Source organism: Microbulbifer sp. S227A (genome assembly GCF_049800935.1).
The window spans coordinates 828,707-846,037 of sequence record NZ_JBNAFZ010000001.1; the positions used below are offsets into that span (position 1 = coordinate 828,707).

General features: G+C 63.3%; 11 protein-coding genes. All 11 read right to left on the reverse strand.

Annotated elements, in window-relative coordinates; translation table 11 throughout:
- Positions 1–3: 3 nt before the first annotated feature.
- Genes ACP15R_RS04025 through ACP15R_RS04075 form a run of 11 tightly spaced genes read right to left on the reverse strand, consistent with a single transcriptional unit; the run spans position 4 to position 17,330 of the window.
- Positions 4–717, reverse strand: coding sequence for a PP2C family protein-serine/threonine phosphatase (locus tag ACP15R_RS04025; protein WP_424985087.1), 714 nt, complete (start codon positions 715–717; stop codon positions 4–6).
- A complete protein-coding gene (gene tagF / locus ACP15R_RS04030) occupies positions 714–1,385 on the reverse strand; it encodes a type VI secretion system-associated protein TagF (protein ID WP_424985088.1) in 672 nt (223 codons plus the stop codon). Before tagF ends, ACP15R_RS04025 begins: the two co-directional genes overlap by 4 nt.
- Positions 1,385–4,954 carry a type VI secretion system membrane subunit TssM gene (tssM, locus tag ACP15R_RS04035; RefSeq protein WP_424985090.1) on the reverse strand — a complete coding sequence of 1,190 codons (3,570 nt, stop codon included), beginning with the start codon at positions 4,952–4,954 and terminating at the stop codon, positions 1,385–1,387. The genes tagF and tssM overlap by 1 nt, the downstream gene beginning before the upstream one ends.
- Entirely contained in the window at positions 4,951–6,336 is a 1,386-nt protein-coding gene (icmH, locus tag ACP15R_RS04040) for a type IVB secretion system protein IcmH/DotU (protein ID WP_424985091.1), read from the reverse strand. The genes tssM and icmH overlap by 4 nt, the downstream gene beginning before the upstream one ends.
- A gap of 13 nt (positions 6,337–6,349) precedes the next feature.
- Entirely contained in the window at positions 6,350–7,690 is a 1,341-nt protein-coding gene (tssK, locus tag ACP15R_RS04045) for a type VI secretion system baseplate subunit TssK (protein ID WP_424985092.1), read from the reverse strand.
- A 23-nt stretch (positions 7,691–7,713) separates the two neighbouring features.
- Positions 7,714–9,144, reverse strand: coding sequence for a type VI secretion system-associated FHA domain protein TagH (gene tagH / locus ACP15R_RS04050; RefSeq protein ID WP_424985093.1), 1,431 nt, complete (start codon positions 9,142–9,144; stop codon positions 7,714–7,716).
- Positions 9,145–9,152: 8 nt separating this feature from the next.
- On the reverse strand, positions 9,153–9,455 hold the full coding sequence (locus tag ACP15R_RS04055) for a PAAR domain-containing protein (RefSeq protein ID WP_424985094.1): 303 nt from the start codon (positions 9,453–9,455) through the stop codon (positions 9,153–9,155).
- Positions 9,455–10,063 carry a DUF6931 family protein gene (locus ACP15R_RS04060; RefSeq protein WP_424985095.1) on the reverse strand — a complete coding sequence of 203 codons (609 nt, stop codon included), beginning with the start codon at positions 10,061–10,063 and terminating at the stop codon, positions 9,455–9,457. Before ACP15R_RS04060 ends, ACP15R_RS04055 begins: the two co-directional genes overlap by 1 nt.
- A gap of 8 nt (positions 10,064–10,071) precedes the next feature.
- Positions 10,072–12,333, reverse strand: a complete 2,262-nt coding sequence (locus ACP15R_RS04065; RefSeq protein WP_424985096.1) for a type VI secretion system Vgr family protein — start codon at positions 12,331–12,333, stop codon at positions 10,072–10,074.
- A gap of 54 nt (positions 12,334–12,387) precedes the next feature.
- Positions 12,388–16,473, reverse strand: a complete 4,086-nt coding sequence (gene tssB / locus ACP15R_RS04070; RefSeq protein WP_424985097.1) for a type VI secretion system contractile sheath small subunit — start codon at positions 16,471–16,473, stop codon at positions 12,388–12,390.
- Positions 16,470–17,330 carry an ion transporter gene (locus ACP15R_RS04075; protein WP_424985098.1) on the reverse strand — a complete coding sequence of 287 codons (861 nt, stop codon included), beginning with the start codon at positions 17,328–17,330 and terminating at the stop codon, positions 16,470–16,472. The genes tssB and ACP15R_RS04075 overlap by 4 nt, the downstream gene beginning before the upstream one ends.
- Position 17,331 lies beyond the last annotated feature (1 nt).

Consider the following 17,331-nt stretch of genomic DNA (forward strand, 5'->3'; position numbering starts at 1 on the left):
CGGTTACAGCACGTCCAGAACGATAACCGTGATATTGTCCGCGCCGCCGCCATCAAGCGCGATTTCAATCAGCCGGCCCGACACCGTTTCCAGCGGCTCGCGGGCCAATACCGATTGCAGGATGGCAAAGGTCGCGTATTTGGTCAGCCCGTCCGAGCAGATCAGGAACCGGTCACCGCGCAACGCCTCGCCGCGCACCTTGTCGAGTTCCAGCGTCTCCCCCACGCCAACCGCCCGCGTGATCGCGTTGGATTGCGGGTGCTGATCGGCCTCATCCCATGTCATCTGTCCGGCCAGAACAAAGTCTGCCACGGCGGAATGATCGGTGGTCAAGAGTTCGATCTGTCCCTCGCGCAGCCGGTAGATCCGGCTATCCCCGGCCCAGAGCCCGACAAAATGCCCGCTGGCGATCATCAGCGCGGCAACGGTGGCCCCGATGACGCCCCGCCCGCGCGCCTCGGCCTGTGCAAGGATGATGTCATGGGATTCCCGGATCGCCTCGCGCAGCGCATGCATGCGTTCGGTCGGGTCGAGCCCCGCCGGGATCATCGCGACGCGATCCGCGATCAGCCGGCTGGCATAATCGCCCGCATCATGCCCGCCCATCCCGTCCGACACCAACCAGATGCTGCGATCCGGCAGCGCCAGAACCGAATCCTCGTTGACCTTGCGCTTGTGACCCACATGCGAGCGGGCGTTATAGCGAACCTCGTTCATGTCGCCTGTCCAGAGTGCCAGACCGGCGCGTCCATGTGCCAGAGCGCCATCGCCGCATCGTCGCCCGGCAACCCGTCGCACAGCATCAGCCGCTGGACATCATCGACCATCGCACTCCAGATGCTCGGCCGTGCCCCGGTATTGCCTATGCGATCTGCCGCCAGGTCCGCAACGAGATTTTCGCCCGTCATCACAAACCCGTCCCCCGTGCGATGCACCATCGGCGCGCGCCCCGGCACGGGTGGCGGGATCCCGGCGAGCCTGTGTTCCAGCTTGTCGCGGCTCATGTCGTCTTCCAATGCGTCCAGTGCGAGCGCCTCCAGTCTCTCAAATAATCCGTCCGCGCGAAAGTGGTCTGACGCGATCGTACCCGACGCGGCAAGCGGTGCCATCAACGTCAGCGGAAAACGCCGCCCCACGCGGTCGACCGACGGCATGAACACGCCGATCACCTGGCTTGCTCCCGCCAGCGCCGGGGCCAGGCTGAACCGCCAGATCGGGGCCGACATATAGTGATCGTCCCATTGCTCGGCGAGCGCCGCCTGCGAGGCCACCATGCTGTGCTGCACCCAGTCATCCCATACCGAGACAAACCCCGGAGGCGGGTTCAGCCGAAAGAAATCTCCGACCGCCGGTATCTTGCCAAACGCGCCGAACCCTCCGGCCATCACATCGACTTTGGACAGTTGAACTTGGCCAGCGCCGGCAGCGCAAACGGGTTGATGACCGATCCAGACTGCAACTGAAAGATCGCGATACGCCCCCCCACGTTAAAGATCACCCGCTTGCGGTCGGACACGTTGGTGCGGCGCACCTCGGCGGCATCGAGCAGCCGGAACCACCCCCACGGACCATCCCGCGACAGGGTGCTCTCGATGTTCTTGCGGTCCGGCTGGAATGTCACCCGCGCCAGCCCGACCGACCCGGGCCATGTTACCGCGACCGGGTTGGGCTGGCCGCCGCGATGGGCAAACTCGACCGTCTGACCATCGATGTCGAGCGCGACCGATTTGGCCTTGGGGTCCAGCGCCTCGGGCGTGATCTGGAACTGTACCGCTGGCGTCGGGCCGGCGGCAAAGAAGGCGTCGCGTATCTCGGCGGCATATTGCATCTGCTCGAGCACCGATTGCGAAATGCCCAGGTCCACGTCGTTGACCCGTTTCCACGACCAGGGCCGGGTCCGGGTATCGACATAGCGGATCAGATGCTCGGTAAAGAACGCGTCGATCAACCCCTGCGGCGCAAACAGCTTGGCAAAGTCCTGCATTGCCACATCCGCACCCGCCCGGCGGTTGAACGGGTACCGGTTGTTCAGGGCCTGCTCGCAGAACGGCAACACGCTGGCCTGCCAGCTGGCGTTGATGGAGGCCCGCGTGCCATCCGCCGCGATGCCCGAGGAGCCGGTGGTGATCTGTGACGCCCAGCGTTGGACCGGCCCGTCGATACGGCTGGCGGCCTGTTGGAACTGCTGGATCGCCGCGCCGCCTTCGGCGCTGTTGCTGACGCCGCTGAACGACATCTTGTTCAGTTCCTGATAGACATTGGTGAGCGAGGCCATCAACCCGTCAAGCTGCGAGGGCTGCCCTTCGGGGCGGTCGACAAGCTGGTGCAGCCAGGCAAACCGATCCTCGACATAGGCCCCCGGCGGGCGGGCCGGTTCACCGGTATTGGCCGCCGCCGCCCGCGACAGCGCCCCCAGCATGATCTGCGCCTGCGCACTTAATGTCGAACGGGTTTCGATGGCGGCCACCGCGCTCGCCCCGGTCCTGAGTTCGCTGGTATCCAGCACCGCGCGATCTTCGGTCAGCCGGGTCTCATTCGAGATCTCGGTCAGGATATTAACGATCGGCGAAGTCGGCCCGGACAGGACATTCGTGACCTCGACCGCGTGCGACAGGCTCTCCATCGGGATGATGTCGATATCCCCGAGCACCGCGTCATACCGGGCGATATAGTCGTTGTAATACAGGTTCAGAACATCCCGGCTCAGCGCGATCAGCGCCGCGTCGGTCTGCTCGGCCTCGCCCCTTGGGCCCAGAACCCAGCTTTCGCTGGCCACGCGCGCGGCAACATCTACCGCCTCGTTCAGAAAGACGTTGTTGAAGCCGTCATAGGTGAAAATCCCCTCGACCCCATCGCTGAGCGGTTTGCCCGACGAACGGACCAGGACCCGTTGCACCGCCGGACCGCCCGCCTCGGTGATCCGCCATTCCGGCAGGCCGGTGGCCTGCGGGCTGTTGATGATCCCGTTATAGACACGCTGCGACAGCGGCATTTCCAGCAACAGGCCCTGCACCTGTTCCACCAGCGGGCCGTTCAGGGCGATCTCTTGCATCGGTTGCGACAACAGGGCGTCGAGATGGTCCGACAGGTCACGCCGCAGCGGTTCACGCGCCGGGCCGGAATAGGCCAGCGACCAGTCGATCTGCATCCATTCCCGGATCAGGTCGGCGTTCATCGGCCCCTGAAGCCCGAGCATCAGATAGATCTTGAGCGCCTCGTACAGCAGCTCGGTGTTGTTCATGTTGGCGGCCATCTGCTCTTCGAGCCGCAACAGCAGACGGGGCAGCAGCCGCTGGTTCAGCGCGGCGCGATAGGTTTGCGCCGCCTGGGTTCCGACGACTTCGCCCTGGTAGAGGCCATAGGTCACGCGACGCTCCGGCTGCGGGTCGCTCAGCACCGGGTTCCCGGGCATGTCCCGCAGGATGTTCAACGCATCGACCACCGGTGGCAGGTCGGTATCGCCCACCGGGCTTGGCGGCAGGGTGGCCGCGGCGGCCTGATAGGATTGCACATCCGCCCCGGCCTGATCCAGCAATTCGGAATTGCCCAGATAGCTGCGCACCCAAAGGGTTCCGGTGGTCAGGGCAACCACCACGGTGGCCGCAATCGCCGCGACCCGCGCCCAGCGATAGCGCCGTTCGACCCTGTCATCGGATGACACCAGCCCCGCCTCGGGAAACACCACCTGTTCGAACATCCGCGTCAGGAAATACGACCGGCCTGTCCCCTGCCCCGACCCGATGGCCTGCCGCCCGATGCCAAAGGTCTGCGCCATGTTGAGCATCAACCGATCAATCGGCGTGCCCTCCTGGGTGCCCGAGGTGAAATAGATCCCGCGCAGCATGTGACGCTTTTCGTACCGGTTGTCCTGGAACACTTCGTTCAGGAACTCGCGCGCGACCCGGCGCATCGAGGCGACCTGGCTTGGGAAACCGGCGATCAGCGCGCGGCGCTGGTGGTCGGTTTCCACCTGCATCCGTTCGAGCGATTGCGCATTGAGTTGCCCCAGCAACAACGCGAATTCATCGTCAAACGCCCCCATGGGCGAGGCTTCGCCACGGCTCTGATCCAGCGGCAGGGTGAAACCCCAGACCTGTTCGCGATCCTCCTTGCCCAGATTGTCGTGGAATTCACTGAACCCGGCGATCAGGTCCGCCTTGGTAAACAACACATAGACCGGGAACCGCACGCCCAGCCGTTCGCGCAGCTCATTCAGCCGCCGGCGCACCGCCAGGGCGTGGCTTTTCTGGGTCGCCTCATCCTGGAGCGACAGATCACTCAGGCTGATGGCGATCATCGCGCCATTGATCGGCTGGCGCTTGCGGTACCGCCGCAGCAGATCGAGAAAGCCCAGCCATCCGGCGTTATCCGCGTCCTTGTCGCTTTCCTGCGTGGTGTACCGCCCCGCCGTGTCGATCAGCACCGCCTGGTTGGTGAACCACCAATCGCAATTGCGGGTGCCGCCCACCCCGCCGACCGCCGCCTTGCCGGTCTTGTCGGCCAGCGGAAACTGCAAGCCCGAATTCACGATCGCCGTGGTCTTGCCCGCGCCGGGCGGGCCGATCATCACATACCAGGGCAATTCGCTCAGGTGCCGCCGGCCATTCTTGGACTTGCGCAATTCGGTGATCGCCGCCTTGAACTTGCCCTTGAGGGCGCTGAGCTCTTCGTTCAGCACCTCGTCGTCATCGGTCTCGACGGTTTCGGCGATCTCTTCGCCCATCGCCCGCGCCTTGCGCCAGCGCACCCAGAAAATGATCCCCATCAGCAGCAGGAAGAACACCCAGATGCCGGCAATGGTGGCGATCCGGGTGGTCATGTTGTCAAACGGATACCACTCGCCCCACCCAAGGTAGGGCGCGAAATACCAGGTACACAGCGACAGGATGATCGCCACCAGCGCCAGCACCGAATAGATCGTGCCGAACATGAATTTCAAGGCCTTGCGGATCATGTTCCGTCCTCCCGCACCAGCAATACCTCGATGCGACGATTGCGGGCGCGCCCGTCGCGCGTGCCGTTATCCGCAATCGGCTCCTTGTCGGCACGCCCCTCGGCGGACAGCCGGCCCGGATCATCCAGCGCGCCGGACATGCGCTCCATCACCGATTTCGCCCGCGCCAGCGACAGCGCCATGTTCGACGGGAACCGCGATGACCGGATCGGCACGTTGTCGGAATGGCCAGCGATGATGACCGGGCCCGGTTCGTCGTTCAGCGCCCTGGCCACGCGATCCACCGGGGCGCGGAAATTCTGTGACAACCGGTCTGATCCCGAGCCGAACATCCCCGACCCCTTGATGCGAACGATCAGGGTGTTGCCCTTTTGAAACACCTCGACAATGCCATCGTCGATCTCGGGCTGCAGGAACCCTTCGACCTTCCGGAGCTGTTCCTCGGCGGTCGGGGCGGCGGGTGCGGGGGCCGGTGGCGGCGCGCGGCGTTGCAGCTCTGCCACCGGGCCGCTGTCAATGACCGACAACTGGCCCACCACACGTTCGGTCGAGTTGGACAAGGCATAGGACAGCCCCGCGAATTGCAGCGCCAGAAGCCCCGCCGTGACCGCAATCGCGATCCACACCAGCCGCCAGACCGAGCGCGGCTTGAACGGCTTTTCCACGCCTTCCCAATGGGGCGACAAATCCCGCTCCAGCGGCCCCCTCTGCGCCCGGATGATCCGCGCCAGCGCACCACGAATTTGCAGATGTTTCTCTGGGCCGCCCTGTTCGACACGCAGACGTCCCTCAAACCCCAGCGACATGCACATATAGATGAACTCGAGCAGATCGATATTCTGCCCCGGCTCTTTTTCCAGCCGCGCCAGCAGGTCATAGAACCGGTCACCGCCCACGGTTTCGCGGTGGAAGGTGCCAACCATGGATTGCAACCCCCAGCTCGATTGCCCGCCCCACGGCGTATTCAGAACCACATCATCAAGCGTCGCACACAGCGCGTAGCGCGCGACCTTGACCGTCTGGGCCGGGATGCCCGCCTGCAAGGCGCGGTTCTCGAAGGCGCGTATCTCGGCGATGACACTCTGGCGCAACTTGTCCGGATCCATGTGCTGTGCCCGGTTGCGGATGCGGCTGATCAGGGAAAACAACGTGCTTGCACAGGCCACAAGCTGGTTCATCCCGGTGAGCGTCGGCCCCGGGTCTGACGGCCCCGCGGCGCTTGGTGCCGGGTCCGGGGTCGCCGTGGCCGGCACGCCAAACGCGTCGGCCGCGGGTTCGGCGGCGGGTTGCACCGCGGGCTTGCGCCGACCGCCCGGATTGGGCTTGATCACCGTCTTGTCGGTGTCATCGGGTTCTGCAAACGGGTCGTTGTCAGACATCATTCATACCAATTCATCAGCCGTTCCGGATCGCCCAAAGCTCCATCTTCAGCCCCGGATACTGGCCGGACACATGCACCGCGATCCCGCCCGACGTGGTCATCTTGCCCCAATAGGGGCTGGCGGCGTCGAGTTCGAAATAGACCACCCCCGCGTGATAGGGAATCTGGCGCGGCGCCACCGGCATCGGACGCAGGGTGATCCCCGGCAGCGCGGAATTGACCAGTTGCCGGATTTCTTCGACCGGGCCGATCTTGGCCTGTCCCGCGAAATGGCGACGCACGTCCTCGGCAGGGATATCCGCATCCACCGCCAGAACGAAACCGGCATTCCCCAAGAGCTTGCGATCGGCAATCACTCCCACGCTTATACCATATTTGCGCTCTTCCAGCTTGATCGGAATCGCCGTCTGCTCAAGCACCGAGCTCAGATATTGCCGCAGCAGCCGAATCACCGGCGCGAAACTGCCTGTCAGGTCGTCATGGCGATAGGGCGGCAACTCGGGCGGCTGTTTTTCCGAGGTCATGAACACCGACAGCTCACCGGCCAGACCGACACAAACCCGGTAGAAATCTTCCGGATGCAGGTTCTCGATCCGGGACAGGTGGCGCATCAGCGGAATGGTCCGGTTGATCACCGTCAACAGCAGGAAATCCGACACCTCGGCCACGCCCCGGGCACCGCCGCCTTCGGACAACCGCCCGGCAAGCGCCTGCATCCGGTGTGACAGCAAACCCTCCAGCTCGCGGGTAAAGGCATCAAGCGGCTGCGCCGCGCGCAGATCCACGCAACTTGGGATGAACGCCTGATCGAGAATGATCTCCTTGTCCGGCCGCACTTCGATGATGCGCGCGACAGGTATCGCCAGCCGATCCGACAGGTCATCAACCTCCAGCGCGAATTGCAGGCGCATCTTGCCGATGCCCAGCATCACCGGCTTTTTCTGCTGACCCATAGAATCGGTGACTTCAATCTCGCCCGGCCGCAGCCGGCTGGCCGACATCTCGGCCCCGCTCAGGTCAACTTCGGCGGCCCCCTGCCGCCGTTGCGGCACCGTCAGGTAGACCACGCAATCCTTGATGGTTTCCGGCACTTCCAGCGCGGGCGGGTGATCCTCGGCCATGGGCACCCGGAACACGGCCCCGTCCTGGGTCAGCCCGGCACAGGATTTCAGCGCAAACTGCCCGACCTTGAGCACCTCGTCATCAATATCCAGCGCGCTGACCCCCCAGGCATAGGGGCGGATACGCCGCGCCAGCCCGGTCACCAATGCCTCGGTATACCGATCCGCCTGCTGGAAGTGATGGGGTTGCAGGAACAACCCCTCGGTCCAAAGCACCTTGCTGTCCCAGGACACTGGCTTCTCCTTCTGTTCGGACGCTATTTCAGCTTGTCCAGTTGTTCCTTGTAGGCGCGCGCGAACTCACGGCTGAACAGGTCGTGAAAATCATTCTCCGCCTGATCGGATATATCGGCATACAGCTTTTCGTAGACTTCCCAATACCGCGCCTTCTTGCCCTTGAGCAGCCCGCCAAGACCGCCGCCGGTTTCGATCTTGCCGGCCAGTTCCTGGGGATCGAGCCGCGCCAGAACCCCCTTCAAAGCGGCCTCCATACCCGTCACCATCGCGATCTCGTGGGCCTTGATATCGTTCAGCGCCTCTTCGGCGGCGGATTCCGCGCTCAGATAGCCACGCGTGCCCGGCTTTACGATGGCCTCGACAGCCTGTTCCGGGCTGATCGAGAATTTCAGGGGGTTGTTGCCCCCCGCCCCGATCATCGTCTGTTCGATGCGGAATTCGCTTTTGATCGAGGTTCGGGTCATCAGGATTTCACGCAATCCGGTGATCAGCGTTTTCATCACCCGCCCCATGCGCGCCATGGTGTTCACCATGTCCGCGTCATCGATCCTGACCTCTTCCGCCCCCACGGCCCGCAAAAAGGCACGCGCGGCATCCGTATCAACCGGCGCATCCGGGTCAGCGGCTGGCGGAGCCGGTTGCGGTGCCTTGGGCCGGACCGGTGGTCTGGCCGATGGCGGCGCGGGCACCATGGTTCTGGGCTGCTCAGGCTCTGGATCCGGCTCTGGTAACGGGGCGGGTTCGGATTCGGAGGTTCCAAGGAACTCATCATCCCAGTCATCCGGGATCAGCCCTCCCCCACCGGTGGACTGCGGCGTAAAACTGTCCTGCGCCGAGGGGTTGTGGCTGGGCGCGCTTGCGCCCTCGCCTCGCCGCCCGTCATCGGGCTTGCGAAAGAACGGGTCATCCTCGTCCTCGCCTAGAGGCGGCAGCAATTCGTCGATCGGGTCCACCGGGTTGAGCTGTGATGGACCGGTCGGCCCCGATTCCGCCCCCAGCAGGTCATCCAGGAAATCGCCGCCCGGCCCCGCATCATCCAGCAAGGCAAGCGGGTCCGGGGCTTTGGATGCGTCCCCATGCGATGCGGGCCCCTGTGCCAGCGGATCGGCGGGGCCCGGCTCGACCTCTGCCAGGTCGGCGCTGATATCGACCACCAGTTCATAAGAACCAAGCGCCAGCACATCGCCGCTGTTCAGCGGCGTCGGAACCTTGCCCAGCGGGATCTTGCTGTAATTGAGATAGGTGCCATTGGTCGACAGGTCGACGATCACCACGTTGCCGTTGTGGTCCTCGATCACGCAATGGCTCTTGGACAGCAGCCGGTCGGGATCGGGCAGCACGAGATCGTTGGCTTCGCCACGACCGACCGTCAGGCTGCCCCCCTGCATCCGCACCGGCTGTGCATTGCCGGGTATCGTGCCCGAGGACTGGAATTTCAACGTGACCGGCATTCCTGCGTCTACCCTCCGGTCAACACGGTGAATTCACCTTTGATAATCGCCCCACCGCATCCGGTGCTGTCGCCAATCCGCGAGGCAGGCATCTTGGAGATGATCACTGTTGCCGACCCCATGACATTGGGATGTGGTCCAAGCCCCGACGGATGCAGATCTCCGATCCGTGCCGCCGGCATTTTTCCCACCAACACGGTTGGCGCACAGGGCGGGATGATTGCCGATGTGCCCGGCACCGGACCTGCGGGCGTTGGCGCGAACAAGGCGCAAAGCACCTGGTCAGCGATGCGAGCCTGCGGTTTGGTCATTAGCTTGCCTCCTTCTCCGGGTCAGTTTCCGAAACCTGACCGCTCCCGCCCCTCGCAATGTCCAGCGCCCGGTCGATAAGCACCTGAACATGCGCATCAAACCTATCAGATAGTTCCCCCAAGGCCACCACATTCATGGCGAATGCCGCCAGTTCCGACGCACCGGCCGGGGCCGGGTATTCGGCAAGGTCTCCGGGGCCCAGCGTGCCGTCGCAATAGAGCACCGCAACCGCGCAATTCACCGTGTCGTCATCGACATAGGCGTGGTCCAGCGTCGCCCGTGCCGCCTCGCGGTTTTCTTCGGAAGGATCAAAAACCCAGGCCTCGGACGCGGCCAGCGATGGCGGATCGTTTCGCGATTTCGGCCCCACATAGTCGCGCGCCGCCAGGCATGCCCACCAGATCCGTTCGCGCACCGGCAACAATGTCGAGAGCAGCAGCAGCAGGTCGATCCACTCTTCCTTGCTCTGCAACTCGGTCAACACCGTTTCAGGCAGCGCGCTCGCCGGGGCCTCGATCAGCGTGTCCAGCCGGATATTCGCGTTCGACAATATCTTGGCCGCCGGTTCCTGCGGAATCTTGACCAAATCCTTGAATCTGTCACTCATGCCGCCACCTAGTTGATCATGGTGATGCCGCCCTTGGCGGTCAGCATCCCGTCACCCTTGACCGTGGTCAGCTTGGATTTGAGCTCGGCCATCGCCTTGCCCTCGAACTTGAGCATGGTGCCCTTGATCGTCACCCCGACCGGATCGATCACCACCGACGAGCTCCCGACCTTGAGTTCGATCTTCTGTGCGGCGGTCATGGTGATCTTGCCCGATTTCACATCGACCGTCATGTTCCCGGTCTTGACGGTTGTCGCGTCATTACCGGTGATGGTCTTGGTGTGCTTGCCCTCGATCTTCTGGGTCTTGTCGGTCTTGATCTCGATATTCTGGCTGCCGGTCTTGATCAGGTACTCTTCGTCGCCCTTCTCAAGCGTCAGGCTGTGATCGCCATCCTGCACCACCCGCGTGACATTCTTCTTGATCACTTCGCTCAGGCTGCCATCCTCGACATCGCTGGTGATCTTGCCCTCGCCATCCACCTGTTCATGCGCATCAAGCCCGATCGTCACGACCGACTTGTTCTTGATCAGCATCTGGTGATCCTTCTGCGCCTGAACCCGCATCTTTTCCGAGCCCTTGAGATCATCGAACATCAGCTCGTTATATTCCTTGTCGCTGCCCTGTTTTGACGAACGCGTGCGAATGCCAAGCTCGGTCGGGTTGTCGGGATAGGAATAGGCCGGCTTTTGCCAATCGTTGTACAACATGCCGGTACAGATCGGCCGGTCGGGATCGCCTTCCTCGAATTCGATAACCGCCTCCTGGCCCATGCGCGGCAGGGCAACCATGCCCCAGCCGGTGCCAGACCATGGCGTCATCACCCGCACCCAGCACGACGATTTTTCATTGTTTTCGCCAACCCGGTCCCAATGGAACTGCACCTTGATCCGACCCCACTCATCGGTCCAGATTTCTTCGCCGGATTTGCCGACGACAGTTGCGGTATGCGGCCCTGCAATCTTGGGCCACGGTGTCTTGATCGGTGCGCGGAACTGCGTTGTCTTGGGGATCGAGCGGAAAGTCGAAGCAAAAGCGTCTTTTTCCATAGACCTGGGAAAATCCGGGTCCAGCATTGAGAGATCGCGCCGCGACTCGCGTTCGGGCCGGGTCAGGTAGTCGAGCAGAAACTGCTCGACCCCGCTGCGTTTCATGTCATTGCGCAGCTTGCTGGCGTTCTGGGTCTGCTTGTCTGTCTCGGCGCTCAGGAAATTCTGATCCTGCACGTAATGCTCGGCGGACACGATCAGATAGTTGGCATTGGCCGCCTTGTCCGGGTGCTCTTCCATCGCAAAGGTCTGGCCGGCGGCAAGGGCGCGGACATTGGCGGCGGCGCGAAAGGTCTGGTAGGGCACCGTTTCGGCCTCCATCCGGACCGTTGCATATTTCTCGCCCAGCTTCTTGTCGTCGGCAAAGACACCGGGATAGCGATGATGCCCGAGATAATCATAGACTTCATGGCTCTTGTGCGTGTGGCTTCCCGACTCGATCGAATGATCGAACTTGAGGTCGGCATTCTGCAACTTGAAGTCGAAGTCGTTCAACGTGACCTTGCCGCTTGTCACCCGCTGCGTTGCGGCCCATTCCGCGATATGATCCTCGCGCGAGCGCTCGGCGCCGCGATCCGTCTGGCGCGCATGATAAGCGATCCTGGCATGGCCCGGCACTTCGGAATGGGCGCTGATTGAATCACAGAGCACCAGCTTTTCCACCGCCGTCGAGCCAAGCGCGTTGGAAAAGTAGAAATAGATCCCCTCTTCCTCCATCAGGCGGCACAGGAATGCATAATCCGTTTCCCGGTACTGCACACAATAGGTCCGGGCGTCATAAGTGCCTGTCAGCTTGTTCTCGAAATCGGTCAGCCCATGCGCCGACAACAGGTCGGAGATGATGTCAGGCACGCTCATTTGCTGGTAGATCCGGCAATTCTGGCTGCGGGTCAAAAGCCAGAACCACGGGCGCAGTTCGGCGAGGTAATACCAGTTGCCCTGATAATACCCGAGCTTTTCCATCGACATGCACAGCCCGCTGAAAATGCGTTCGCTCTCGTCCTCGGTCTTGACATGAACACGCAGGTTGCGCCCCACGACGCCGGCAATGTCCGCATCTTCCGACCAGCTTCGGATCAATACGCTGGTCTCGGTCAGCTTGCTCAGCCCTTCCTTGACCACGGCCCGGTACAGGTTCGGTCCTTCCTCGCCCTTTCCGGGCCAAGAAAACTCGCCAGAGATCCAGCTTCTGGCATCGGCAAACGGCTTGTAATCAGGCATTGTCTTTCCTTTCGGAATACCACCGGGAAACCGGTCGGGGCGTGGAACTCATCACTACAAATCCTCCAGCAGGGCCGCGAGATCGGCGTCAACATCCCCGTCACCGGCGTCCGGTGTCGCGGCGTCGTCAAACCCGGCGAGCAGATCGTCCAGCCCCAGGTCATCATCACCGGGCGCACCATCGTCGGTGGTCTCGGCGACAGGGGTGGGATTGGGTTTGGGCGGCGACGGTGGCGGCGGCGGCGCATCCGACCACGGCCCCAAAATATCACCCCCGGCCAGCGACTGGAACGAGGCCAGCCGGATTTCATCGCGGCCCTTGATCGAAACCACCGGCATCACACCACGCGCCATGACCTTTTCCACCTTGTCCAGCGTCAGGTTGCGTTCGGTACAGGGCAAGGCCACCTGGTCGCCATATTGATCGGTGACAAAGTGATAGGGCATGTCACCCAGCGACATGATCGATCCCAATCCCATATGCGCGCCGTTCTGCCGGAAGGATTTCGCCAGCAGAATCGCGACGAGCACCACCGGATTCGCCCAGAGCATCCCGCGCAGCCCCTCGGCCATTGTAAATTCTTCGAATTCGAAGGCATAGACCGGTTCGGATTTCGCGCCATAGGGCCGCCGCAACAGGAAGCGCGGCGCCGCCAGCCCCAGATGGCCCGCCTCGGGCATCGCCCGCAAGCCGTCCCACGCAGTGGCCACAAGCGGGTGACGATCCTCTTTCGCGGTCTCCATGAAACCCGGCGACAGCGCCGCAAGAAACGGCGCGTCCACATGCGCCGCCACCCGTGCAATCCGCCCGAGCAGTTCCGCATGGGGCGGCGTTTCCTCGAAACTGTACAGCCCGACGATGGCGGAATACCCGCCGCGCCCGGTTTCGGGATCCAACGGCGTTTCCGTCAGCAGCCGCACCAGCCCGGATTGCGCCAACTCATCCGCCGCCGCCAGGTCCGCGCCGATCTCTTCGGCGGAAATGTCATACAGGATCACTTCAAGCGTGTCGTCGGCCTCGATGCTGCGCGCGATCAGATCGAGCGAGCGCCATTGCGCCTCGACCGCCTGGAATTCCGGGTGGTGCAGGATCAGCCGCATCGCCGCCGCCAATGCCGCATCCACCGCCTGCTGCATCGCAACGGTATCCGCGTCGGCCACGGCGCGCACATGCGGGCCGACAATCTGCGCAATCAGGTCTTCGACCGGGGACGCCGCTGTCAAGGTAGCGCCGGTATCGCCGATCAGCTTCTGGAACTCGGACAGTTTCAGGTTGGCGGGCATCGCAGTGCCGCCGGATTTCGACCTTGGCGGCGCAACCGGCGTGCCATGCGCCTCGCCCCACGCTTTCAACCGCTCGGCCGCGTTGGTCGCCGTCGAACCGCTTGCGAGCTGCGCGCGAAGCGCCCGCAATTCCGACAGGATCGGCACGGTTTCATAGAGTTCGTCCGGGTGCAGATCATCCAGTTCGTTCAGCCGCAGCTCGACCCCGGCCCCGTCCTTGCCGATCGGCAGGACAAGCGTTGTCGCAAAGCTCTTGATCACTTCCTCGAGCGTATCCGGGTCCAGCGGCACCGGCGCGCGTGCCGCCAGCGCCTCGCCGGTCTCTACCACCCCCCGCGCGGCACGCCCGGAGAAATCCCCCATCAACGCGATGCGAAAACGCTTGCGGTTCAGCCGTTCCGCGTCAGGGCGATCCCCGGTCAGCACGCCAAAGGCAAACTCGGCCTCTCCGGCGGGCTTCGCCTCGACACCCGCATTCGTGGCGGTTGACTCGTCGAGCAGATCATCAAGATCAATCTCGGACGCGGCAGACTCTGCCAGTATGCCCTCCAGCGGATCCTCGACAGCCGCCGGCGCATCGGCCGGTTCCGGGTCATCCAACCCTCCCAGCAGATCGTCAAGATCATCCGCCGGCGTGTCGCCCTCAGCAAGCAGATCATCCAGATCGCCCGTATCCCCGACGCCGGTCTCGGCATCTTCGACGGGCTGCGCCTGTTCCGGGGCCGCGGCGGGCGTATCATCCGCTACCGGGGCGTCCAGATCCCCCAGCAAATCGTCAAGATCGCCTGTTTCGTCCGATGGGAGTTCATCAACCGCAGGCCCGGGATCCTCAAGATCGCCCAAAAGGTCATCCAGTCCCGCATCCAAAGCGGTGTCGGGCGCGGCAGGTGCTGTCTCCCCGTCCCCGGCCTCGTCCGGGTCAACCTCGCCAAGATCGCCGAGCAAATCGTCAAGAGCGTCCGGCTCTGGCTGCCTGTCATCCGCCGGTTCGTCACTGGCATCGCTCAGCCCCAGCAGATCATCCAGCCCGCCGGCGCCATCCGCGGGTTGCTCTGCCGCGCCATCGCCCGACACGGTATCGGCCCCGTCAGCCACGAGATCGTCCAGAACATCGCCAAGTACATCCTCCTGACCCGCGTCCTGGGGTAACGCATCGCCAAGTTCGGCCAAGACATCTTCGGTCCTGTCCCCGTCAGGCGGCGCGTCATGCCCTGCAAGACCATCCAGAGCCGAGGCGATATCATCGGTCGGCGACGGGTCCGGCGGAGCCTGATCTGCAAGCCCGGCAAGCGCGGCGTCGGCGGCGGTGTCTTGCGGGGCCTGACTATCCAATTCCGCCAGGCTGCCGAGGGCGGCTGCAACCTCGTCACTGGCGGGGGCCTGGTCCTGCGGCGCGGCGGCAAGCGCCGCCAGCGTGTCATCCGAAGTGTCCTGCTGCGGGGTTTCAACCTCTGGCAGTTCGCCAAGCACCGCATCGACGCGATCCTCTTCTGGCGTATCCACCGGGGCAGCGGCGGCCAGATCGGCAAGCGTGTCGCCCGCGACGTCCTCTTCCGTCACCGCTTCCGCCGGATTGCGGGCCAGACTGTCGAGCGCCGCAGCGGTTTCATCGGCCCCGGCCACATCCTGCGGCGCGGCGGCGGCAAGCCCGGCCAAGGTATCGTCTGCGCCATCTTCGTCAGGCGCTGCAATTTCGGCGTTCGCCAGGCTGTCAAGTGCTGCGCCGACGCTATCCGGTTGGCTGTCGTCACCCGGCGACAGCCCGGCCAGATCGGCCAGCGTGTCCTCTGTGCGATCTTCCTCGTCCGGGGCGGCCATCGCGGCGCTGGCCAGACTATCCAGTGCGGCACCCACATCATCCTGTGTAATGGCATCATCGGGCGATGCCGCGGCAAGGCCCGCCAGCGTATCCGCGACATCGTCGCCTGCGGGGTCGTCCGGGGGGGCAGCCTGCGCAAGACTGTCCAGTGCGGCGGCGGTGGTGTCAGGTACTGGATCATCATCCGGTTCCGCATTGGCCAGCCCAGCAAGGGTATCGTCAACAGACCTATCCGCCGCCTGCTCTGCCGGAGCCTTCGCCCGCAACGCATCCAGCGCCGCCTGTGCCCCGTCCTCTTGCACCGTGTCGGAGGGGGACTGATCGCGCAACCTGGCGAGAACATCCGCGCCGCCGGTGTCAGGCGCAGAAGGGTCCGGTGCCGATTGCGCCAACGCGGCGAGCACCTCGGCAGAGCTGTCCGGTTGCGGATCTTGCAGGGGGGATTGGGCTTTCAAACCCTCAAGCACGCTGTCCGCCCTGTCCGCTGGCACCGGCGCAGGTGTCGCCATATCGCGCAAGCCATCCAGAACGGCGGCCTGGTCCGCCTCATCCTGCTGCGCACCGGCCAATGCCGACAGCAGCGCGGGATTGCCAAGGATCTTTTCAATCAGGGTTTCCGCCCCGGTCTTGCCATCCATATAGGCCAAAAGGGTCGACAATTGCGTGCGCGCCTCGAGCAATTCACGCAGCGGGGCGATCTTGGCGGCAATCGCCTGGGGCGAAAAATCCTCCATCCGCTCAAAGGTCAGATCAACCGCGAGATTGCCCTCGCCGGTCAGCGTATTCGGCACGCTGAACGCCGCGCGCGGCTGCATCCCGCGCATGCGCTCGTCAAAATTGTCGACATCGATCTCAAGGAACTTGCGATCGTCGATCGACGGTTGCGGGGCCGTGGATTTGCCGGTCAGATCAGACATGACACCCATCACAAAAGGTAGCTGGACCTTTTTCTGCGAACCATACAGCTCGATATCATATTCGATCTGCACCCGTGGGGCGCGGTTGCGCGAGATGAATTTCTGCGAGCTTTCACTCATTTCCGCTCTCCCCTGAGTTCCGCGACTTCGGCGCGCAGGGCACGGATCTCGGCCAGCATCTCGGTGACATGGGCATCAACGATATCGGTTTCGCTCTTCACCAGTTCGCGCAGGTTCTCGAATTCGGCCTCGTTCTCTTCTTCCACCGCCGCCTGCATGGTGTTGACCAGAAGACCGATGAACAGGTTCAGAACCGAAAACGCCGTGATCACGATGAACGGCACGAAAAATGCCCAGGCATAGGGATGCACATCCATCACCGGCCGCACGATCCCCATCGACCAGCTTTCGAGTGTCATGATCTGGAACAGCGAATACAGGCTGCGCCCCAGGGTGCCGAACCATTCGTTGAAATCATGCCCGTACATCAGCGTGGCCATGACGCCAAATACGTAAAAGACAATCGAGATCATGATGATCACGGCCCCCATGCCCGGCAATGCATCGAGCAGGGCCTGAACCACCGCCCGCATCTGCGGGATCACCGATAACAGGCGCAAGGCCCGGATCACCCGCAGCCCGCGCAGCGCCGACAGCCCGCCCTTGTCCGGCAGAAGCCCCAGCCCGACAACGATGAAATCAAAGATGTTCCAGGGGTTGGAAAAAAAGCCCCGAAGCCCGTAGGCAAAGAACTTCAGCGCCAGTTCCGCGACAAAGATCATCAACACCACCTGGTCGATGACCTTGAGCGTCGGGCCGATCACCGCGTTGATGCTCTCGGAAGTCGACATGCCCAGCGTGACGGCGTTGAAAATGATCACGCCCAGGATTGCATTCTTGACGCTTTCGCGCTCGACAAACTCCAGCGCCTTTCCCCGCAGGGTTGTGGTCTGCTCGGTATCCGGGCTTGTCTGCACG

Coding starts and splice junctions, on each gene's coding strand:
- icmH (WP_424985091.1), bottom strand. CDS start 6,336: ATGATGTCTGACAACGACCCGTTTGCAGAACCCGATGACACCGACAAG.
- tagH (WP_424985093.1), bottom strand. CDS start 9,144: ATGCCGGTCACGTTGAAATTCCAGTCCTCGGGCACGATACCCGGCAAT.
- tssB (WP_424985097.1), bottom strand. CDS start 16,473: ATGAGTGAAAGCTCGCAGAAATTCATCTCGCGCAACCGCGCCCCACGG.
- tagF (WP_424985088.1), bottom strand. CDS start 1,385: ATGGCCGGAGGGTTCGGCGCGTTTGGCAAGATACCGGCGGTCGGAGAT.
- ACP15R_RS04025 (WP_424985087.1), bottom strand. CDS start 717: ATGAACGAGGTTCGCTATAACGCCCGCTCGCATGTGGGTCACAAGCGC.
- ACP15R_RS04060 (WP_424985095.1), bottom strand. CDS start 10,063: ATGAGTGACAGATTCAAGGATTTGGTCAAGATTCCGCAGGAACCGGCG.
- ACP15R_RS04065 (WP_424985096.1), bottom strand. CDS start 12,333: ATGCCTGATTACAAGCCGTTTGCCGATGCCAGAAGCTGGATCTCTGGC.
- ACP15R_RS04055 (WP_424985094.1), bottom strand. CDS start 9,455: ATGACCAAACCGCAGGCTCGCATCGCTGACCAGGTGCTTTGCGCCTTG.
- tssM (WP_424985090.1), bottom strand. CDS start 4,954: ATGATCCGCAAGGCCTTGAAATTCATGTTCGGCACGATCTATTCGGTG.